The 18959-nt window shown below is 62.4% G+C and carries 17 protein-coding genes and 1 pseudogene; 10 read left to right on the top strand and 8 right to left on the bottom strand.

Annotation, left to right across the window (positions count from 1 at the left end):
* Positions 1–88 precede the first annotated feature (88 nt).
* The 4 genes and pseudogenes from NKH42_RS19890 to NKH42_RS19875 form a co-directional block, all read left to right on the top strand.
* Positions 89–625 (top strand): annotated as a pseudogene (locus tag NKH42_RS19890) (ankyrin repeat domain-containing protein); the annotation flags it as partial.
* 333 nt (positions 626–958) lie between these two features.
* Positions 959–1348, top strand: coding sequence for an ArsR/SmtB family transcription factor (locus tag NKH42_RS19885; RefSeq protein WP_254819404.1), 390 nt, complete (start codon positions 959–961; stop codon positions 1346–1348).
* Entirely contained in the window at positions 1345–1878 is a 534-nt protein-coding gene (locus tag NKH42_RS19880; RefSeq protein ID WP_352507159.1) for an SRPBCC family protein, read from the top strand. Before NKH42_RS19885 ends, NKH42_RS19880 begins: the two co-directional genes overlap by 4 nt.
* A gap of 93 nt (positions 1879–1971) precedes the next feature.
* Positions 1972–2547, top strand: a complete 576-nt coding sequence (locus tag NKH42_RS19875; RefSeq protein ID WP_352507160.1) for a dihydrofolate reductase family protein — start codon at positions 1972–1974, stop codon at positions 2545–2547.
* A gap of 122 nt (positions 2548–2669) precedes the next feature.
* Here NKH42_RS19875 and NKH42_RS19870 read toward each other — a convergent pair whose 3' ends face one another.
* The 6 genes from NKH42_RS19870 to NKH42_RS19845 all read right to left on the bottom strand — a co-directional run bounded on the left by NKH42_RS19870 (position 2670) and on the right by NKH42_RS19845 (position 8432).
* Positions 2670–3470: a class I SAM-dependent methyltransferase gene (locus NKH42_RS19870; protein WP_352507161.1), complete on the bottom strand. Its 801-nt coding sequence runs from the start codon at positions 3468–3470 to the stop codon at positions 2670–2672.
* A 152-nt stretch (positions 3471–3622) separates the two neighbouring features.
* Positions 3623–4534 carry a DUF930 domain-containing protein gene (locus tag NKH42_RS19865; RefSeq protein WP_352507162.1) on the bottom strand — a complete coding sequence of 304 codons (912 nt, stop codon included), beginning with the start codon at positions 4532–4534 and terminating at the stop codon, positions 3623–3625.
* A 184-nt stretch (positions 4535–4718) separates the two neighbouring features.
* Complete coding sequence (locus tag NKH42_RS19860; RefSeq protein WP_352507163.1) at positions 4719–5468, bottom strand: glucose 1-dehydrogenase; 750 nt, start codon at positions 5466–5468, stop codon at positions 4719–4721.
* A 48-nt stretch (positions 5469–5516) separates the two neighbouring features.
* On the bottom strand, positions 5517–6521 hold the full coding sequence (locus NKH42_RS19855; RefSeq protein ID WP_254819720.1) for a sugar-binding protein: 1005 nt from the start codon (positions 6519–6521) through the stop codon (positions 5517–5519).
* Between the two features lie 53 nt (positions 6522–6574).
* Entirely contained in the window at positions 6575–7636 is a 1062-nt protein-coding gene (locus NKH42_RS19850) for an ABC transporter permease (protein ID WP_352507165.1), read from the bottom strand.
* 55 nt (positions 7637–7691) lie between these two features.
* Entirely contained in the window at positions 7692–8432 is a 741-nt protein-coding gene (locus tag NKH42_RS19845) for an ATP-binding cassette domain-containing protein (protein ID WP_254819718.1), read from the bottom strand.
* A 453-nt stretch (positions 8433–8885) separates the two neighbouring features.
* Between NKH42_RS19845 and NKH42_RS19840 the strand changes: the two genes are divergently transcribed.
* Together NKH42_RS19840 and NKH42_RS19835 are read left to right on the top strand one after the other, a co-directional pair.
* A complete protein-coding gene (locus tag NKH42_RS19840) occupies positions 8886–10319 on the top strand; it encodes a coiled-coil domain-containing protein (protein WP_352756019.1) in 1434 nt (477 codons plus the stop codon).
* A gap of 171 nt (positions 10320–10490) precedes the next feature.
* Positions 10491–12014, top strand: coding sequence for a serine hydrolase (locus NKH42_RS19835; RefSeq protein WP_502896214.1), 1524 nt, complete (start codon positions 10491–10493; stop codon positions 12012–12014).
* Positions 12015–12043: 29 nt separating this feature from the next.
* On the opposite strand, the gene NKH42_RS19830 is transcribed toward NKH42_RS19835, so the two are convergent.
* A complete protein-coding gene (locus tag NKH42_RS19830; protein WP_352753588.1) occupies positions 12044–12979 on the bottom strand; it encodes a hypothetical protein in 936 nt (311 codons plus the stop codon).
* 264 nt (positions 12980–13243) lie between these two features.
* Between NKH42_RS19830 and NKH42_RS19825 the strand changes: the two genes are divergently transcribed.
* A complete protein-coding gene (locus NKH42_RS19825; RefSeq protein WP_352507169.1) occupies positions 13244–13684 on the top strand; it encodes a lipid-binding SYLF domain-containing protein in 441 nt (146 codons plus the stop codon).
* 18 nt (positions 13685–13702) lie between these two features.
* Here NKH42_RS19825 and NKH42_RS19820 read toward each other — a convergent pair whose 3' ends face one another.
* Positions 13703–14335, bottom strand: a complete 633-nt coding sequence (locus NKH42_RS19820; protein WP_352705635.1) for a TetR/AcrR family transcriptional regulator — start codon at positions 14333–14335, stop codon at positions 13703–13705.
* Between the two features lie 720 nt (positions 14336–15055).
* Between NKH42_RS19820 and NKH42_RS19815 the strand changes: the two genes are divergently transcribed.
* From NKH42_RS19815 to NKH42_RS19805, 3 genes are read left to right on the top strand one after another with little or no spacing between them, the layout of a single operon-like run.
* Positions 15056–15541: a (2Fe-2S)-binding protein gene (locus tag NKH42_RS19815; RefSeq protein ID WP_352507171.1), complete on the top strand. Its 486-nt coding sequence runs from the start codon at positions 15056–15058 to the stop codon at positions 15539–15541.
* On the top strand, positions 15538–16521 hold the full coding sequence (locus NKH42_RS19810) for an FAD binding domain-containing protein (RefSeq protein ID WP_352507172.1): 984 nt from the start codon (positions 15538–15540) through the stop codon (positions 16519–16521). The genes NKH42_RS19815 and NKH42_RS19810 overlap by 4 nt, the downstream gene beginning before the upstream one ends.
* The gene (locus NKH42_RS19805) at positions 16518–18839 is read left to right on the top strand and encodes a xanthine dehydrogenase family protein molybdopterin-binding subunit (RefSeq protein ID WP_352753592.1); all 2322 of its coding nucleotides are present in this window, start codon (positions 16518–16520) and stop codon (positions 18837–18839) included. The genes NKH42_RS19810 and NKH42_RS19805 overlap by 4 nt, the downstream gene beginning before the upstream one ends.
* The last annotated feature ends 120 nt before the right edge of the window (positions 18840–18959 follow it).

Here is an 18959-nt window from a genome sequence, read left to right as displayed (position 1 = left end):
GAATGGCCGCCAAAGCCAGTCGATATCAGGAGAATGTGAGGAGACGGACGTGAAGCGCTGATCTTCCGCTTCGGGCCGACAGCTCTCTGTGACCCACGGACTCCAGGGAACTCCATTCAGGACGATCCCGCTGTCGCGGATTTCTGTGGTATTCTGTGGATTATTCGAGGAGGCGACTGCGTTGACCAACAGCTTGGAAGCCGAAGGAGCAAGAGACTGGTCGCCCCTGCTGGTCGCGGCAGAACAAGGCGATGCGGATGCGGTTCGATCGGAATTGGCGGCTGGCGCCGACATCAATCAGTCGGACGACGGCGGCTGGTCTGCACTTCACCTTTCAGCCCTCAATGACCGCACAGCGGTGGTCGAGGTGCTGATCGAAGACCCGGAAATCGATGTGAATGCCAGAAACAAGTGGAAGAGCACGCCCTTGAGCCTTGCGTCGGCCAAGGGACATTACTCGTGTATCTCAGGCCTCGTGAGACACCCCCAAATAGAGATCAACGCGCGAGCTGACTACTACGGCAGAACGGCTCTTATCGAGGCGGCGAAGAACGGGCATCTCGAAGTCGTCAAGTTGCTCGTGGAGAATGGCGCGGAAGTAAATCTGACCGACAAGACGGGGAGAAACAACGCGCTCATCGAGGCTATCAAAGGGCGGCACTACGAGATCGCGGAATACCTGCTGGATTCTGGGAAAGTGAGCTTTATCAACAAAGAAATAAGGCTAAACGCCCTGATCTGGGCTGGCAGCTGCCACAACCCTCAGCATCGAAAAGCTGGAAGCCGCGATCCACAGTTTCTTCAACGGCAAATAAGGGCCTCGCCCTTACTGTCGCGGGCCGTCCGTATCTCCCGTCACGTCGATGCGCTCGATGGCGCAAACCGCCCTGCGGCGCTTCACATAATTTATTCAACCAAACGGTTGACTATCTCAAAGCGTGCATCTATATTCAACTACATGGTTGAATTACAAACACCTCAGATGGATGCGGTCTTTCACGCCCTTGGCGACGCCACGCGCCGGCACATGCTTCGCGATCTCGCCGATGGCGAGAAAACGGTAAGCCAGCTGGCGGAACCCTTCGCGATGTCGCTCGCGGCGGCCTCCAAGCACATCAAGACGCTGGAGAACGCAGGGCTTATTCGTCGAGAGGTGAGGGGCCGCACGCATCTGTGCCGACTAGCCCCCGGACCGCTGGCCAGCGCCCATCAGTGGCTCAGCTTCTACGAGCGCTTCTGGACAGGTCGTCTCGATGTCCTCGAACGCCTTCTTCGCGAAGAGGACGCACGCAAAGCCCAGGATGAGCCCAGGAAATCGCCCAATCCGAAAGAAGGAGACGAGCAATGAACCAGATGAGAAGCATCGACGCCTATGGCGCGCTAAGCGAGCCCGCCACGTTCACTATCCAGCGCCTTTTGCCCGGACCCATCGAGCGCGTCTGGGCCTATCTCACTGAGAGTGACCTGCGCCGACAGTGGATGGCAGCGGGCCAGATGGAAATGAAGGCGGGCAGCTCGTTCGAATTGGTCTGGCGTAACGACGAGCTGACGGACCCGCCTGGCCAGCGCCCCGCGGGCTTTCCCGAAGAGCATCGGATGGAGGGCCGGATCACCGAACTCGATCCGCCGCGCCAGCTTTCCATCACCTGGGGAAATACCGGCGGCGTCTCCTTCTTGCTGGAGGCGAAGGGTAGCGATGTGCTGCTCACCGTCGTCCATCGCCGCCTGCCGGAACGTGCAATCCAGCTCAACATCACGGCCGGCTGGCACATGCACCTCGACCTGCTGGCCGCCCGCCTGGCTGGCAAGCCGCCGACCTCGTTCTGGGACGGCTGGAGCCGCCTGCGGGAAGAATACGATCGCCGCCTGCCGGCCTGATGTAACTCGCGGCGTCCATCCCTGAGGTCGCCGCCAGCAACACGAAGCAACGATGAAACGTGCTTGCATCCCGCAAGCCTGATGGAGGAAGTCATGCGCAAATTGATCGCTGGGATGAAAATCTCCGTCGACGGCAAGATGGAGGGGCCCGAGGGTTACGCCGATTGGGTCGACGCGTGGTCGGACGAATATGGCCTGACGCCGCAAATCGACGCCTGCCTGCTTGGCAGCGTCATGTATGCCGGCTACGAGCGCTACTGGAGCGCCATCCAGAACGAGCCCGACAAGCCGCTGCCGATGACCGGCAAATTGCCGAAGCCGGCCGAGCTCGAATGGGCCCGATTCGCCGCGCAGACCCCGCATTATGTGCTGTCGAACACAATGACTTCGGCCGCCTGGCCAAAGACGCGCTTCGTGCGGAATTTCGAGGATATCGCTGCGCTTAAACAGAAGCCCGGCAAAGACATCTACCTTATGGGCGGCGCCCGAATTACCGCGAGCCTTATCGATGCCGGGCTGGTCGATGAGCTCAGGCTGATCGTCTATCCGCTGCTCGCCGGTGAAGGAAAGGCGCTGTTTGGGACGGCGAAAAATCGTCGTGGGCTCGAACTGCGCAAAGTGGAGCAGCTTTCGGACGGCCGCGTCAGGCTGGTCTACGGGATCGGCTAATGCAGCCACCCTTGGCGGATCTAGCGGGGCCGAAGCGGAGGCCGTCCCGTCAACAGCGGGACAAGCCGGCGCGAGGAGAGCGATGCTTCCTATGCGAAGAATGCATCCCGGCTGCCGGCCGGTCAGGCAACGATACCGCGGCAGGCCCAGGCGACATTCGCAAAGGATCTCGGGCCGTCGGGCCGGCCGGCCTCATAGGCGTCGCGCATGGCGGCGTCGACGCGCGCCCGCTCTTCTGGATCGAGCGTGGCCACATACTTGCCGAGCGGCCCTTCGCCGGCGGCTATCGGCGCCCAGTAATCGTCGAAGTTTTGATAGTCCATGCGGATCATCAGCTCGGTCTCCGTAACGTCGCGGAGACCCTGCTCGACAAAGGTCCGTTTCATTTCACCCGGCTGCATCATCGGCTGCGTGCAATAGCGGGCGCGCAGCTGGCGTCCGCCTTCGCTGAGCACCGCCACCGTGTCGATCATCATGCGCATCCCCGGCATGCCGCCGAGATGGTCCCATACCGTCGCCGCGACCACGCCGCCCGGCCGCACGACGCGGCGCATCTCGGCGACTGCCTTGCCGGCTTCGGGCACGAAATGGAGCACGAGCAGGGCCAGGGCACGGTCGAACGCGCCGTCCTCAAAGGGCAGGGCGCAGGCATCCGCCTGACGGATTTTTATCCGCGGATCGGAGTTGCGCCGGATTGCCTCCTCGACAAAAACGCCTGAAAAGTCGATCGCGGCGACCTCACGGAGGTCAGCGGCCTTGACGAGCGCGAAGGTCAGGCTGCCGGTGCCGCAACCGACGTCGAGGATCTTTTCGCCGTCTTTAAGGCCCGCAAAGTCGATGAACAGCGGCGCGAGCCTTTGGCTCCAGCGGCCCATGAGCTGCTCATAGCCGGCAGCATGGTGAACATTGAAACTTGAAGTCATCGAAGCCTCCTCCCAAAGCCGTATGCTAGACTTCGGCGGCCACTGACGAAAGCCATTTTTGGCGCGTGTTGGTTCGGTCACCCGGGCCGCGCGAAGACATCGCCAGCCGGATTTGATGGCGCCGGACAGCCAGCCTCCGTGGCCTTGACCACCTAATTGGCGGGCAACCCGCGGCGCTTCCATTCACTGCGCGGCACCGGATTTCCAACACGGAAGGCGAACGACACGACTTTCGTTGCGTCCGGATCGACCTCACAACGAAAGCTCAGATCGTACCACTGCCCGTTTGCGGGGAACGGCGCACTGGCGACGTTCATGACCGTGCCGGCCTTCAGCCGATACTCAAGCAAGCTGTCTGGGAAATAGGGGGGCGACGCGTGCACCAATTGCTGTGCGAGCTCCGTGTTGCAGAGCTGACCGATTCGTACGGCGCGCGGCACGTTTTTCATGGCGGTTGTCGCGATCGGATCATCGGTTGCTGCTTGCGAGAACAATCTTTTCGCTTCTTCAAGCTTCAACGGCTTTTGCACGTTAGCGACATCCGCTGGCTTGGGCTTCGGCGGCTGTGATGCGCCAGGCGGCGGAGCCTGGTCGTTCCCGTCGACCGCAGTCACGGCAGGTGGCTGTGCAAGATCCTGGTTATTGGGATCTTGCGGCGCTGGCGGTTGTTCCGAACCATCCTCCGCACTGTTGCCGTCCAGAGACTTGCGCGGACCGGCGTCCTTCTCACCGAATTGGAAGACAGGTCTCTGCGCGGCGACCTCACGGCTCGCCGTCGGCTCGACCTTTGCTTCCGGCGGCTTTTCCGTCTTGGGCGGTTCAGCGGGGGACGGAGGTTTGGTTTTTTCCGGCGGTTTGGGCGGCGGCACGATATCCACCGCAATGGCCTGCTCCTTCCCTGGCTGCGAGAGCGTTGCCGGCAGTCCGAACAACAAAAACGCGACGATCAGCAGATGCAGGGCAATCGAAGTGGGCAAGGCCCACCCGAATACCCGGCGCTGATCCCGTATGTCGTTTCTCATCGTGGCCGGTGTGTGGAATGAAATATTGGCGGCATCAAGCATCGATGCCGCCAGACGTCGAAATAACCCGCTGCGAATCGAAAGTCGGCGGCTGCAATACGGCGCGTCATCCAATCGTGTGGCGTCTGCGTCCGCGCAGGGGGACCGGGCTAGCAGCGTATGCAGCAAGTCGTCATTTCAGGCGGCTAGCAGGCACGCCCTGTCGGCACGGTGTCGCCGGTTGAAATCACAGGGAAACCGATAGCCCGCCGTCAACGGCCAGCACGTGCCCGTTGACGTAAGCGGCAGCGTCGGAGGCGAGAAACACTACGGCTCCGCCGAGTTCCTCAGGCTGGGCCCAGCGGCCCGCGGGGGTTCGTGCCTCGACCCATTTGGTGAAGGCCTCGTCGTGCATAAGTGCGGTGTTGAGCTCGGTGGCGAAATAGCCTGGGGCGATCGCGTTGACGGTGATGCCGTGGCGGCCCAGCTCAGCGGCAGTTGAGCGTGTCAGCCCATGTAGCCCCGCCTTTGCCGCCACATAGGCGTGAATGGTGGGACGGCCAAGGATCGCTGCGACCGATCCGGTGTTTATTATGCGCCCGAACTTGTTTGGCAGCATCAGGCGCACCGCGTCGCGCATCATGCGGAAGCAAGCCGAAAGATTGACGGCAACCACGTGGTTGAAATCCTCGTCCTGCCATTCGACCAGCGGTTTACGATGCTGGATGCCGGCGTTGTTGACCAGAATGTCGAGGCGGCCGTGGCGTTCGACGATTCCTTCGAGCGACACCCTTGAGATCGCCGCATCGGTGACATCGAACGGCAGGGCTTCTGCACCTATCCTGTCCGCCGCGGCGGAAAGGGCGGCCACGTCGCGGGCATTGACGACCACCGTCGCGCCGTTTTCCGCAAGTGCCTTGGCCATGGCGAAACCAAGACCACGCGAGGCACCCGTGACCAATGCGACACGGCCCTTGAGCGAGAACAATTCCGGCATTGAGATCCCCTATGGAAAAGGGCGGGAGTTTCCTCCCGCCCAAAAGCACTATTTGGCGACGCAGGTGTCGGCTGTCTCCGGAGTGCAGACATCGAGGCCCGTGTAGGTCGGGTCGGCCGGCGGAGCCTTGCCGTCCTTCATGTCCTTCAGCGCCATCATCGTCTTGTAGCCCATCTCGAACGGCCGCTGGCCGACCTGGCCAAGCGAGAAACCTTCCTTCATCTGGTCGATCTGTACCGGAAGCGTGTCGGCGACGACAAGGGCCAGGGCCTTCGAGGCGATCTTGTCCTTGTACGGTGCGACGGCGGCGCGGTTGGCATCAGGGATGAACTGCGGGAAGCCACCGGTTGGGACAAACGCGTCGAGGTTCGGGTTTTTCGCCATGATATCCTCGAACTGTTGCACCGAAAGCGGGAAATCATCGTTGGTGTAGAGCGGACAGCCTTCGATTTCGGTCCAGCCGTTCTGGCCTGTCAGCCGATCTCCGGGCGAGGCCGCCGATTTGGTGCCCGAAAGCGTATCGCGAATGCCCTGCATGCGCTCGTTGTGGTTGGCCGCCGCGGCGCCGCCGGACTGGATGCAGATCGTGCCGCCTTTGGGCTTGATCTGCATGACAAGCTTGGCGAGGTTCACGCCGATCTCGTAATTGTGGGTGCCTATGTAGGCAACGCGCAGATCCTTGTTTTCGGGCAGGAGATCGGAGTCCCAGGTGAGAACCGGGATACCGGCCTCCTTGGCGGCCTGCAGCGCAACCGCCATCGCCGCGGCGTTCGATGGCGACACGGCGATGCCGTCCACCTTCTTGGCCACGAGATCCTGCACGATCTGCACCTGCTCGTCGCCGCCGCCATGTTCGCCGGGACCGATATACATGCACTCCACAGCGCCATTGGATTCGGCCTCGGCCTTCTTGCAGCCGTCGCGTGCCTGGTCGAAGAAAGGATTGTTCATGTTCTTCGGCACCAGGGCGAAGGTGTATTTCGCCTGGGCGCCGGAAACGGCGAGCACCATTGCGCCAAGCGCGACGGCGGCCGTGAGCAGATGTTTTTTCATGTGACGTTCTCCTCCTTGGTGTGATGTCCCGCAAGCCTCCCGCCGGCGGGTTTCTAGCGGCGTTTTTTGGGCATCAAGACTGCCAGCGACGCGGCGAGAATCGATTTGCCGCCGGTTTGCATGCCCAAGAGAACCGCAAGAACGATGAAGGCGCCGACGAAGGCACCCTGCCAGTTTGAATCGATGCCGGCCATCAGCAGCGCGTTCCTGATCACCTCGAGGAAGGCGGAACCGATGATCGCACCGAAGGCCGTGCCGGCGCCGCCCATGAGGCTGGCGCCGCCAATGACTGTCGCGGCGATAACGCGCAGCTCATAGCCTTGGCCCATGGCATTGATGGCCGAGCCGTTATAGCCGAGGAGCAGGAGCGAGGCGAGCGCGGCGGTGAAAGCCGAGAAGACATAGGCCTGGAATTTGATCCAGTTGACCGGAACGCCGGTGAGCCGTGCCGCCTCCTCATTGCCGCCGATGGCGAAGAGATGCCGGGCCCAGGCAGTGAAGTTGAACACGAAGCCGACAATCAGGGCCAGGATCACCATGGTCCAGAATTGTGACGACAGTTCTGGTATCCAATGCGGTGCCCAGTCCTCCAGACCATGCCGCGGCCATTTCCACTGACCGATTGCCTTTACGATCGGGGCATCGGGCCCGAACTGGTAGAGCATCTGGTTGGCCGAGAATACGACCGCCAGCGAGCGCGCGACGGACAGCATGCCGAGGGTGACCACAAAGGACGGCATCCCGACATAGGCGACAAAGAATCCATTGACCGCGCCACAGGCCAGACCGGAGAAAAGGCCCATGGCGAAGGCGACGTACCAGGGATAGTGCCAGGTGAGGAACAGGCCGGCGACGATGACCACGAGACCCATGACGGAGCCGACCGACAGATCTATACCGCCGGTGATGATGACGATCGTCATGCCAAGTGCCATGATGCCGAAAGGTGCGAAATTGCGCGTCACATTGGCGACGTTTTCAGAGGTGCCGAAGCTCGGCTCCATCGCAGTCATCAACATGACGAGCGCGATGAGCGCGATCGTCACCCAGAAGGGCTGACTTGAAATCACACGTTGGAGAACTGTTTTTTCCTTGGTCGGAACGAAATCCGACATGACCGGCCGGCCATGTTCTTCGACTGAGCCCTGAACGCCAACTGACTCCTGAACACTATTCGCCACGGATGGCCCCCGTTATCAGTCCAGTGATTTCCTCGGGCGACGTTTTGTCGGCTGGCTTGTCGGCAACTTTCGAGCCCCGCCTGAGGACGATAATACGATCTGCCACGGCGAACACATCAGGCATTCGGTGACTGATCAGCATGACGCCGACTCCTTGTGCTTTGAGGCGCCGGATCAGTTCGAGTACTTCCGCCACCTGGCGCACTGAGATGGCGGCCGTTGGTTCGTCCATCAGCACCAGCTTGGCATTTGAAAGTCGGGTCCGCGCGATGGCGACCGCCTGGCGCTGCCCACCCGACATCTTTCTGACGAGGTCGCGCGGCCGGGTTTCCGATTTGAGTTCCTTGAACAGCGCAGCCGAGCGATCGATCATCGCCTGCTTGTCAAGAATCCTGATCGGCCAGAAGCCTTTCTTGATCTCGCGCCCCAGAAAGACGTTCTGCGCGGCTGTCAAGTTATCGGCGAGCGCCAGGTCCTGATAAACAACTTCGATCCCTTTGGCGCGGGCCTGCACAGGCTGGTGGAAGTGGCACACCTCGCCCTCGACTACAATTTCGCCGTCGCTCGGAGGAAAATTCCCGGCCACCGTCTTGACTATCGTCGACTTGCCGGCGCCGTTATCCCCCATGAGACCAACGACTTCGCCTCGCTCCACCTGGAAGCTGACGTCGGTCAGGGCCTGGATAGCCCCGAAATTCTTGGAGACGTGGCGAACCTCAAGCACCGGCATCGCGGTCCTCCCGGGACAACATTTTGTCGGTCTTGTCCCTAGTCTATTCACAGCAGCTAATCAGCGAAACGTATTCAACACAATCATTTATTAGGTCAGGCCTCTCGGCAGTGACACGCGTCGTCCTAGGCCGTGACCTTGTAGCTGCTGCAGAACACCGAGGCGCTCGGCCGGTCCTTAAGACAATTACCAGGCGATTCTCAGGCTTGCGCCGCTTCATATCCGTCTCGGGTGAAATGAGTGGCATTTTGCGAGCGGTGCCAACGCCTCGGGTATGGAGCGCGGCAGAACACGGCTTTACGTCATTCAAACACACGAGGACAGTGGCCAAGCCTGTCCCTAGCCTGCGTCGGCCAGAGCGCACGTCAGGAGATGAACCCCGTATTCGGGGAGGCGAGGTCAAGAGTTGAAAGTCCGCTCCTTAACGGCGCTGCACGAGAGGGATATTCGGTCATGAATTTCAAAGGTTTGATCAAGCGTGCCGAGACTGTGGAAAGAGCGTTCAAGGAGCTCGAAACCGATTTGGCGGATGCGTTTAGCGAATGTCTCAACGTGGACGATCAGCCGCCGCTGAACGACGTCACTGTGCCGGATGAGACGGTATCGGATGAGAATCTCGGGGCAACGGATGACAGCTCGCAGATCGAGGCCAATGCGGACGCCTTCGAGACCGCACGACGGCTGTCCCCCCATACGCAAACCCGGCTGGCTGCCTTAAGCGCGGTCGATGGGCTCTTTCACGACGCGCAGGAGTATCTGGGGGAGATCAATGCGAAACTGTCGGAGATCGCGACCTCGCATCATCTGACGGGCGAATTTCTAAAACTGCTCCACGGCGACATTCTTCGCGCCAACGAATTGGAGCTGGCAAATACTGGCCTGACCGCGCAGCAAAGGGTGCTGTCCGAACAGCTCCACGATGCAACCAGAAAGCAGCGCGAGCGCGACAGCGCTATCGAGGCCCTGCAGCAGCACGAGGCAAGCCTGGTCGAGGACAAGGAAGCACTTCGCGGCGCGCTGGCTGCGGCAAGGCTGGAACTTGTCGTGGCAGGCAATGCGAGCGCAAAACGCGAGGCCGAGTTCGGCGAGCTTGTCAAAACACTCTCAGCCAGAGCCGTCGAGGCCAACAGACGCTCGCGCGAGAACGAAATGCTGCGGGAGAAACATGTCAGCTTGTCGATCGACCTCGACAAGGCGCTGAAACGGGAAGCCGAGGCCCGGCACAGGCTGGACGAACTCTCGACTGTCCATGCCAATGATGCCGCGCAGCTTTCGGAACTGCTGGCCGCGCTTGGCAAGAGCGAGAAAGAGGAGATGCGGCTGCAGAAATCGCTCGATATGGCGCAGGCGAAGCTATCGGAAATAACGGAAGCAGCCCGCCTCAGGGACGGTGACAGGGAAGCCGAGCTTGCACGCAGTGTCGCGGAGATGACCGGCTTGCGTTCTGAAATCGAGGACCTTCGATCGCGGCTGGAGGCCGCCTCCAACCAGAACAGCGAAGCCGCCAGCGAGATCGCCAGGCTCAAGGCCCAAGCGAGCGACGCGGTGGCCGAAAGGCAAATTGTCGAGCAAAAATTGTCTGCTCTCATGAAAGAGAGCGAAAACGACAAGATGAACCTTTCCGCAATCAGCGCAAATTTTTCGCAGCTTTCTCTGCAACAGGCATCCGAACAGATACAGTTCGACGTCCAGAGGCAGGAATGCGAGGATCTGCGAGCCGAAGTCGCGTCGCTTCAAGCCCGGGTCAAGGAACTGTTGCCCTATGAGCGGCTCCACAAGGTCACCAACGCCAGACCGCGTGAAGACGGCGTGGTCGAGATCACCGCCGCGGTGGCGGAGAAGGCCCGCGCCGGCAGGCGGCGCCTCCGCCTGCGCGCTGCATCCTAGCTCAGGCGCGGCTGTCTGAATTTCGACTGGTGTGATGCGGACATCCGTCAATGGATGGCGGGTCGAGGGTGAGGCTGGCCTTCCCTGCGTCGGCCTGCAATAGTGCACGCCGGTGAAGCGGAGGGGCTGAGCATGCGGCTGTTCATAAACCGGAATCACCTCCGGTGGAGGATGTTGGCCTTCATCGCAATCATGACGCTTTTGCCGAAGGCGGCGTCGGCCGATACCATCCCACCCGACAGGATCGCCGCCGCTCTGTCGAAGCTCGAATTGCTTGCCGAAGGCGTCGTCGCGGATGGTAGCGTGCCCGGTCTGGCCATCGGCGTCGTGCACGGCGACGAGGTGATCTTCCTCAAGGGGTTCGGGCATCGCGAAGCCGGAAAACCGGAGATCGTCGATGCCGACACGGTCTTCCAGATTGCCTCGCTCTCCAAGCCGGTCTCCGCCACCGTCGTGGCGGCGCTGGTCAGCGACGGGATCGCTTCGTGGGATTCCAAGATCGCCGACCTCGATCCGGCTTTCCGGCTCGCTCAGCCCTATCCGACCAGCGAACTCACGGTCCGCGATCTGTTTGCACACCGCAGCGGGCTTCCCGGCACCGCCGGCGACGACCTCGAGGACATCGGCTATGACCGCGCGGAGATCCTGCGCCGCCTGCGGTTCGTGTCGCCGTCATCCAGCTTTCGCGCGGGCTATTCCTACAGCAATTTCGGACTGACCGAGGGTGCCGTCGCGGCCGCGAAGCCGACAGGCAAATCATGGGAAGAGGTCGCCGAAGAGAAGCTCTACCGTCCGCTTGGAATGGCCTCGACCAGTTCCCGTCATTCGGACTTCATCAAGCACGCCAACCGCGCCGAGCTCCACGCCAAAATCGATGGCGCGTGGACCGCCAAGGTCCAGCGCTATCCGGATGCGCAGGCGCCAGCAGGCGGCGTCAGTTCCACCGCACGCGACCTCTCGCAATGGATGCGCCTTGTGCTCGGCAACGGGGACTACGCCGGCAAGAGACTCATTGCCGCCGATGCGCTGGACCAGACACATATTCCCTTGATGGTTCGCGGCAAGAACCCCGTCTCCGGAGGCGAGGCCTTCTACGGCCTCGGCTGGAATGTCGAATTCGGCCGGCACGGACCGATCTGGGGTCATGCGGGCGCCTTCAGCGCCGGCGCCCGCAGTCTGGTGATGCTCTTTCCCGAGGAGAAGCTTGGCATCGTCGTCATCGCCAACGCCTTTCCGACAGGCGTGCCGGAGGGACTGTCCGACAGCTTCGCCGATCTCGTCTTCGACGGAACGCTGGGAAAGGACAAGGTAAAGGCTTGGAATGATATCTATGCAGGCATGTTCGGCCCGGTGATTGCGGCGGCCAAGGCTACCTATGCCGCGCCGCCCTCTCCAGCAAGTCCGGCGGCGCCGGCCAGCGCCTATGCGGGCCGTTACTTCAACGACTTCATCGGCGATGCTATTGTGTCAGGCGAAGGAGACGCTCTTGTCCTCAAGGTCGGGCCTGCCGGTGCGCGGTCCTATCCACTGAAGCATTTCAACCGCGACCTCTTCGTGACCTTCCCCGATGCCGAGATGCCGGACAGGCCTTCGGCCGTCAGCTTTGCCCTCGGCCCCGACGGCAAGGCGTCGGCCATGACCGTCGAATTTCTCGACGACAATCGTCTCGGCACGCTGCAACGCGTGGGGGATTAGCCGCCGCCGGGCGGGCGATGCTTGCCGGTTCAGGATGCCGGGCCGAACTGGAGCAATTTGAAGCAATCGCCGCTTCCCGACTTCAACTGCGTCAGGAAGCTTTTTGACCGATCGATCCATTCCTGGTGCGACCTGGCATCGGCTTCGATCTCATTGGCCGGTGCAAGCTTGACGAAGTCGCGCCCCTTGCTGAAAAGCCAGCACGCGCGGCCGAGAAACCGCCTGCTGCGCTGGCGCAGGAGGTCGGCATCATAAAACACGTCGAGCACCTCCTGCTTGATCTTCCGCTCCTTTTCGGGATTGGCGATCGCAACCTCGATAGGCTCGCCGCCGATCGCATCCTGCAGGTCCCTGTAATCAAGGGCCATCTGGGTGGTGGCATATTTGATGTCGCTCTCGTCCCGGACGACGTTGAACCATAGCGTTGGGTTGAGCTCGTTGACGACGAACGATGCTTCGAAATCGCGCGACAGATTCAGGATATCGAACCCCTGAACATCGACGTCGCGCTCGACCAGAAGGATCTGGGAAACCTGCTTGGCGAGCGCCGTTCCGTGGGCGCTGACAGCGGCGTTGTCACCGCCGTGTTCCGGACTGACATAAGCACCACCATCATCCAGCAGCGCGTCGAATTCGCCGAGGGCCTCCACGACAGCGCTGCCGCGGGCAACACGTGCCGCCAGTTTGGCGAGAACCTGCTGGAGCTCCGCTTCGCGTTTGCGCTGGTCCTGATAATTCTGCTGGAAAAAGAAGATGAACAGGGACACGCCAATCCCGATCATGATCACGCCCAGCTGCGAAAAGATGTTGCGATAATATTCCAGCAGCTTTTCACGATGGCGTACGTCGTCGCGCACGCTGTGCGCCACGCGAAGATTGACGATCAGCGAAAGGACCAGCAGCCCGGCACCGACCAGGATAAGGCCGCCGATCAGGAGGTAGCCATGCCGTGAGTTGAAATCCATTCCTTTGCCGCGCTCCCGAAACCCCAGGACAGCGCAGACTAATACCATTCCGCCTCAACACCTACGATCATCCCCACCATCAGTCATGTTCTTACAGCCAGGACTACGCTCGCCATCCGCCTCGTTTCGTAGCGGTCTTCTCGCAGCCGGATTCAGGCCGCGTGCTTGGAACCAATGACGGGCGAGACTGTTCAGCTATGACTTTGATACGGCGCCGACGTGCCCGGCCGGCTGGGCATGCGGCGATCTTGAGGAGTTCTCATCATGAAGATTTCGTCCAGATTTCGTTCAGTCGCGGTTGCCGTCATAACTGCGGCGGCAGTTAGCTTTGCCAGCGTCGCACATGCCGACAGCGGTACGATCCGCTTCGCCATCTACAAGGCGGCCTTCTTCATCGGCGGCGCCGGAGGCGAGGGCACACTGACCTTCCATGGTCGCCGGTATCCCATCTCGGTCGGCGGCATCTCGGGCGGCCTCGCCTTCGGTGCCTCCAAGACCTATTTCAAAGGTACCGTGCGCCACATACGGCGCGCCCGGGATGTGACGGGGGTTTACGGCGCAGCGGGCGGTGGCGGCGCGCTCGGCAAAGGAGCCCAGGTGATCGTCATGACCAATGACAAGGGTGCCCAACTCGAACTCACAGGCAGGCAGGTAGGCCTGCAAGTCAATGCCGATCTCAGCGGTATGAGCATCTCGCTGAAATAAGGACAGTCACTGCATTCGTTATTCCTTGGATGGGCGGGATTTGGCCGCTCCAAACCGCAGCCCATCCATCAGCAGCGACACCAATCGGCGCGAGCGGTCGCGCCAGTCCTTCGTGTCCGGGGCCGAATAGATGCCGCCCAGCGCATGCAGCACGTCGGAGGCATCGACGTCGCTGCGGATCGAGCCGTCGGCGACCGCGGCATCGATCAGCCGCCGCAAGGCGAGCGTCACCCTGCCCGAAACGTCGGAGAACAGGGTGGAGTTGGTCGTGAGCAGGATGCGCAGGCTTGTCGACAGCCCGCGCTTGGTGGCGATGTAGTCGACGAAGCGCTGCATCCATTGTTCAAGCGCCACGTCGGGCGAATGATCGTGGGCGAGTTCGTCGGCCGCCTGGCACAGCCCTTCCACTTCGCGCCGATAAACCACCTCGACCAGATGCTCGCGGGTTGGGAAATGCCGGTAGAGCGTGCCGATGCCGACGCCGGCCTGGCGCGCAATCTCCTCCAGCGAGGCGTCGACGCCATGCGCGGCAAAGGCCTTTGCCGCGACCTCGACCAGCGCGTCGCGGTTGCGCTGCGCGTCGGCGCGCAGCGGTTTTGCAACGGCGGTTTCGGTTTTGTCTCCAGGTATGACGGGCGGCTCCGCGGCCAATTTCTTCTCCAGTGCTGATCCGAAGCATACCCGGATAGGCAGGCCCCGTTTCAAGAACGCAGACTCTTCCACCTTCGTTACGTCTCCGACAAATATAATCGCAAGTAACTATAATCACAGGATCGAGTTTGGGCCGGCGTTCCGGCAGGCGAGGCATCTTGCCCGCCTCCGGTGCACGGCGGGTGACGACGGAGGATATTTCCTCGCGGCCGGCACTCCTCATCTGTTCGGCCGATGCCGTGGGGCAAAAATGAGCCCACGTTGAGCGCGATCCCCTCAGGATCATTGGACTGTCCTGCCCCTACAGACAGTCCAGAGAGCACCACCGGCTTGGGCCGGTGGTGCTTTTTTGTCTCCCGGCATGACGGCTGGCTGCCCGCCCCCAATTTTCTCCAATTTCGATCAATTTCGATCCGGGGCTTGAACAGGGCGGAGCAGGCCCCTAGTTAATAAACGGAGGCGCCTCCGATTTGTGGAGCGCCTTTATCATGTAATCACGGGATCATGTAATCACGGGATCGGGTATGTCACGTCTTTCAACCTCGCAAACCGCGGCCCTCCCGGAGGTCGCATCAAGCCAAGCGGACCCCCGCTGCCCTGCCGGGCATCTCCCCCGCAAGGGGGGAGATTAGCTCACCTAGCCATAACCTGATCTTGCCGCTCGCTGGCCGGGCGCCAGATCATCCCCTCTCGCGTCAAGCAACTGGAGCCAGACGCCCCATGACAAGCAAAACCCGAACTCCGATCCAACTTCAAATCAACGGACATCGACATGAGCTCGAGGCAGAGCCGCGTGTTACCCTGCTCGACGCCTTGCGCGATCATCTCGGCCTGACCGGCACCAAGAAGGGCTGCGACCAAGGCCAGTGCGGCGCCTGCACCGTCCATATCGACGGCCAGCGCGTGCTGGCCTGCCTGACTCTTGCCGCGCAGGCCGAAGGACGTGCCATCACCACCATCGAAGGGCTTGCCGGGGAGGATGGCGCGCTACATGCGGTGCAGGCCGCCTTCCTCGAACAGGATGCCTTCCAGTGCGGCTATTGCACGCCGGGCCAGATCATGTCGGCGGTCGCCTGCATTCGCGAAGGCCATGCCGGCTCCGATGAGGAGATCCGCGAATACATGGCCGGCAATCTCTGCCGCTGCGGCGCATATCCGCATATCGTCGCCGCCGTGCGCCAGGCAGCCGTGGAGGCCACATCATGAGGGACTTTTCGTATCTCCGTGCCGGCTCGGTCGACGCAGCGCGTGAGGCAGCAGCACTGCCCGGCGCCATGCTGCTCGCCGGCGGCACGACGCTTGTCGATCTCGCCAAATGCGGCGTTGCCGAACCCGAGATCGTGGTCGACATCACCCATCTCACCGGACTGGACACGATCGTGATCGATGACCGGGGCGCCACGGTCGGGGCGCTGGCCGGGATGAGCACCGTGGCCGACCATGCCGGTATCAAGAGCCGGTTTCCTGCCGTTTCGGAGGCGCTGTGGCAGGCGGCATCGGCGCAGCTGCGCAACATGGCGACGATCGGCGGCAATTTGATGCAGCGTACACGCTGCCCCTATTTCCGCGATCCGTCGAATTTCCCCGCCTGCAACAAGCGCTCGCCCGGCAGCGGCTGCTCGGCGATCGGCGGCGTCACCCGCGGCCATGCCGTGCTCGGCACCAGCGAGGCCTGCATCGCCACCTATCCCGGCGACCTGGCGGTTGCACTCGTCGCTTTCGACGCAATCGTCCATCTCGGTGACCGCCAAATCGCCGTCGATAATTTTTTTCTGCTGCCGGGCAGCACGCCCGACAACGAACATGCGATCGAGCCGGGCGAGGTGATCACCGCGATCGGCATTCCCGCTTCGGCCGCCGCCCGCCGCTCGACCTATCTGAAAGTCCGCGACCGGCAATCCTATGAATTTGCCGCCGCAAGTGCCGCCGTCGGTGTCGAATTCGAGGCGGACGGCCGCACGATCCGCGACCTGCGCGTGGCGCTTGGCGGCGTCGCCACAAAACCGTGGCGGGCGCGTGCCGTGGAAGAGGCGCTGAAAGGCAAAGTGCTCGAGCCGGAGGTCGTCAGGCAAGCCAGCCTGCTCGCCGTCGAGGGCGCCGTCGACCATGGCGCCAACCACTACAAGATCCAACTGGCGCCGCGCGTCGTCGCCCGCGCCATCCTAAAAATGGGAGAAACGGCATGACCGTTCACGAGTTGAGAGCAAGACCCGGCGATGCCAAACACGGCGACGCTTCGGACGGTGCCGTCCTCGCCGATCAGGTCGGCGGCCGGCTGTCTCGCGTCGACGGCCCGGCCAAGATCACCGGTGCCGCCAAATATGCCGTCGAGCAGCGGCTCGACGGGCTTACCCATGCGGTGCTGGTCGAGAGCACCATTGCCGCCGGCCGGGTGCATTCGATCGACACGGCCGCTGCCGAAGCGTCGCCCGGCGTGCTGCTGGTGCTGACGCCTGACAATATCCTGCCGCTGAGAACCGCAACGGATTGGCTGGGCACGCCGCCGCCGGATGTCGCCTATTGCCCGCTGGCGCGCGACGTCACCTTCAGCGGCCAGCATGTCGGGGCAGTCATCGCTGAGAGCTTCGAACAGGCGGTCGCGGCCGCGGCGCTGGTCAAGATCGCCTATGACGAGACGCCGGCGATCGTCGACCTCAGCGATCCGAAGGCCGGCGACGGCATCCCGGTCGACGCCATGACCAAGGAATGGGGCGAGGCGGAGACAGCGTTCGCCTCGGCTCCGGTCAGGATCTGCAACGCTTACAACACGCCGCGCGAATACCAGGCGCCGATGGAGCCGCATGGCCTGATCGCAAAGTGGCAGGGCGACCAGCTGACGGTCTGGGAGCCGAGTCAATGGGTCGACGGCATGGCGCGGACCTATGCCGAATGGTTTGGCGTGCCGTTCGAGAATGTGCGCCTTGTCTCGCCCTATATTGGCGGCGGCTTCGGGTCCAAGGCGTTCGCCTATGGCTACGGCGCGGTGGCGGCAGCGGCCGCGAAAATGCTGGGACGGCCGGTGAAGCTGGCGGTCACCAGGCCGCAGACCTTCACCGCCTATGGCGGACGGGCGGCGACGCGCCAGACGGTAGCGCTCGGCGCCGATCGCGACGGCAAAATCCAGTCGATCGTGCATCGCGGCGTCAACGAGACCTCTGTCGACGGCATGTGGGTCGAGCCGCTCGGCTCGGTCACCTCGGTCATGTACGCGACGCCGAATTTCTCGTCGCGGCAGAACGTCGTGCGGGTCAACACGGTGGTGCCGGGGGCATTGCGCGCGCCGGGCGAGAACCCGAGCGCCTTCGGCATCGAAAGCGCCATTGACGAGCTCGCTTACGAGGCCGGCATCGATCCGCTGGAAATCCGGCTCAGGAACTATGCCGAGCAGGACCCGCATGCCAAGAAGCCGTGGTCGACACGGCAGCTGCGTGAGGCCTTCGCCGCCGGCGCCGAAGCCTTTGGCTGGTCGAAGCGGAACCCCCGGCCGCGTTCGATGCGCGACGGCAACCAGCTGATCGGCTGGGGTGTCGCCGCCGGCACCTATCCGGTGCGGCGCGCCTATGGCGAGGCCATGGTGCGCATCCTGGCCGACGGCTCGGTCGAGGTCGAAAGCTCATCGATCGACATGGGGCAAGGCACCTACACGATCCTGGCGCAGACCGCCGCCGAGGTGGTGGGCGTGCCGGCGGAAAACGTCGTCGTCAAGCTTGGCGATTCCCGCTATGCGCGAGCCGGCGTCACCGGCGGTTCGCGGCTGGCCGGGGTGATGACCGGCGCCGTCCACAAGGCGACGAGTGCCGCGCTCGACCAACTGATCGGGCTCGCCATCAGCGATCCGGCTTCGCCGTTCCATGCGCTGCAGGCCAACACGCTCGTCGTCGCCAATGGCCGCATCGCTTCACCGCGCGGCAACGGCCCTGAAGTTTCCATCGCCGAACTGCTCAGGAGCGTCGGGCGCGAGCATATCGAGGCGAAGGGCGACACCATGCCGGCCAATTCGACGGTCGAGGACCGCTACAAGAACTACACCACCATAGCCATGGCGCTGCCACACACCGAGGGCGACTATTCCCGCTACAGCTGGTGCGCGCATTTCATCGAAGTGCGCGTCGACGAGGACTTTGGCACGGTTCGTGTGTCGCGTGTGGTGTCGGCGCTGGATTCGGGCCGGCTCTACAACCCCAAGCTCGCCGAAAGCCAGTGGAAGGGCGGTATCATCATGGGCATCGGCCAGGCGCTGCTCGAGGAAGGCATCGTCGACCGCCGGCATGGGCGCATCGTCAACAACAATCTCGCCGACTATCTCATCGCCACGAATGCCGACATTCCCGATATCGAGGTGATCTCGGTCGGTATTCCCGATCCGCACTCCTCGGTGCTTGGCGGCAAGGGGGTCGGCGAACTGGGCATTGTTGGCGTGGCGCCGGCGATCGCCAACGCGGTGTTCCACGCCACCGGGAAAAGGGTGCGGGACCTGCCGATCACGCTGGAGAAGCTGATTTAAGAGCAGACAGCGAAGCTGCCAATCTCCCCCCTTGTGGGCCTGTTGCGTAATTCGCTGATTGTGATTCTCTGAGACGAAGCTCGGAGGGAATCGCGATGGCAGTGAAGCAGATGGGCCAGT

This window comes from Mesorhizobium sp. M1142 (assembly GCF_040318565.1).
In the GTDB taxonomy this organism is placed as follows: domain Bacteria; phylum Pseudomonadota; class Alphaproteobacteria; order Rhizobiales; family Rhizobiaceae; genus Mesorhizobium.
Note: the sequence above shows the minus strand (reverse complement) of the source record. Positions and strands in the feature narration are given on the sequence as shown.

What these genes read in the sequence shown, in the direction of transcription:
- NKH42_RS19885 (WP_254819404.1), top strand. Translation starts at nt 959, where the DNA reads ATGGTTGAATTACAAACACCTCAGATGGATGCGGTCTTTCACGCCCTT.
- NKH42_RS19880 (WP_352507159.1), top strand. Translation starts at nt 1,345, where the DNA reads ATGAACCAGATGAGAAGCATCGACGCCTATGGCGCGCTAAGCGAGCCC.
- NKH42_RS19875 (WP_352507160.1), top strand. Translation starts at nt 1,972, where the DNA reads ATGCGCAAATTGATCGCTGGGATGAAAATCTCCGTCGACGGCAAGATG.
- NKH42_RS19870 (WP_352507161.1), bottom strand. Translation starts at nt 3,470, where the DNA reads ATGACTTCAAGTTTCAATGTTCACCATGCTGCCGGCTATGAGCAGCTC.
- NKH42_RS19865 (WP_352507162.1), bottom strand. Translation starts at nt 4,534, where the DNA reads ATGCTTGATGCCGCCAATATTTCATTCCACACACCGGCCACGATGAGA.
- NKH42_RS19860 (WP_352507163.1), bottom strand. Translation starts at nt 5,468, where the DNA reads ATGCCGGAATTGTTCTCGCTCAAGGGCCGTGTCGCATTGGTCACGGGT.
- NKH42_RS19855 (WP_254819720.1), bottom strand. Translation starts at nt 6,521, where the DNA reads ATGAAAAAACATCTGCTCACGGCCGCCGTCGCGCTTGGCGCAATGGTG.
- NKH42_RS19850 (WP_352507165.1), bottom strand. Translation starts at nt 7,636, where the DNA reads ATGTCGGATTTCGTTCCGACCAAGGAAAAAACAGTTCTCCAACGTGTG.
- NKH42_RS19845 (WP_254819718.1), bottom strand. Translation starts at nt 8,432, where the DNA reads ATGCCGGTGCTTGAGGTTCGCCACGTCTCCAAGAATTTCGGGGCTATC.
- NKH42_RS19840 (WP_352756019.1), top strand. Translation starts at nt 8,886, where the DNA reads ATGAATTTCAAAGGTTTGATCAAGCGTGCCGAGACTGTGGAAAGAGCG.
- NKH42_RS19835 (WP_502896214.1), top strand. Translation starts at nt 10,491, where the DNA reads ATGTTGGCCTTCATCGCAATCATGACGCTTTTGCCGAAGGCGGCGTCG.
- NKH42_RS19830 (WP_352753588.1), bottom strand. Translation starts at nt 12,979, where the DNA reads ATGGATTTCAACTCACGGCATGGCTACCTCCTGATCGGCGGCCTTATC.
- NKH42_RS19825 (WP_352507169.1), top strand. Translation starts at nt 13,244, where the DNA reads ATGAAGATTTCGTCCAGATTTCGTTCAGTCGCGGTTGCCGTCATAACT.
- NKH42_RS19815 (WP_352507171.1), top strand. Translation starts at nt 15,056, where the DNA reads ATGACAAGCAAAACCCGAACTCCGATCCAACTTCAAATCAACGGACAT.
- NKH42_RS19810 (WP_352507172.1), top strand. Translation starts at nt 15,538, where the DNA reads ATGAGGGACTTTTCGTATCTCCGTGCCGGCTCGGTCGACGCAGCGCGT.
- NKH42_RS19805 (WP_352753592.1), top strand. Translation starts at nt 16,518, where the DNA reads ATGACCGTTCACGAGTTGAGAGCAAGACCCGGCGATGCCAAACACGGC.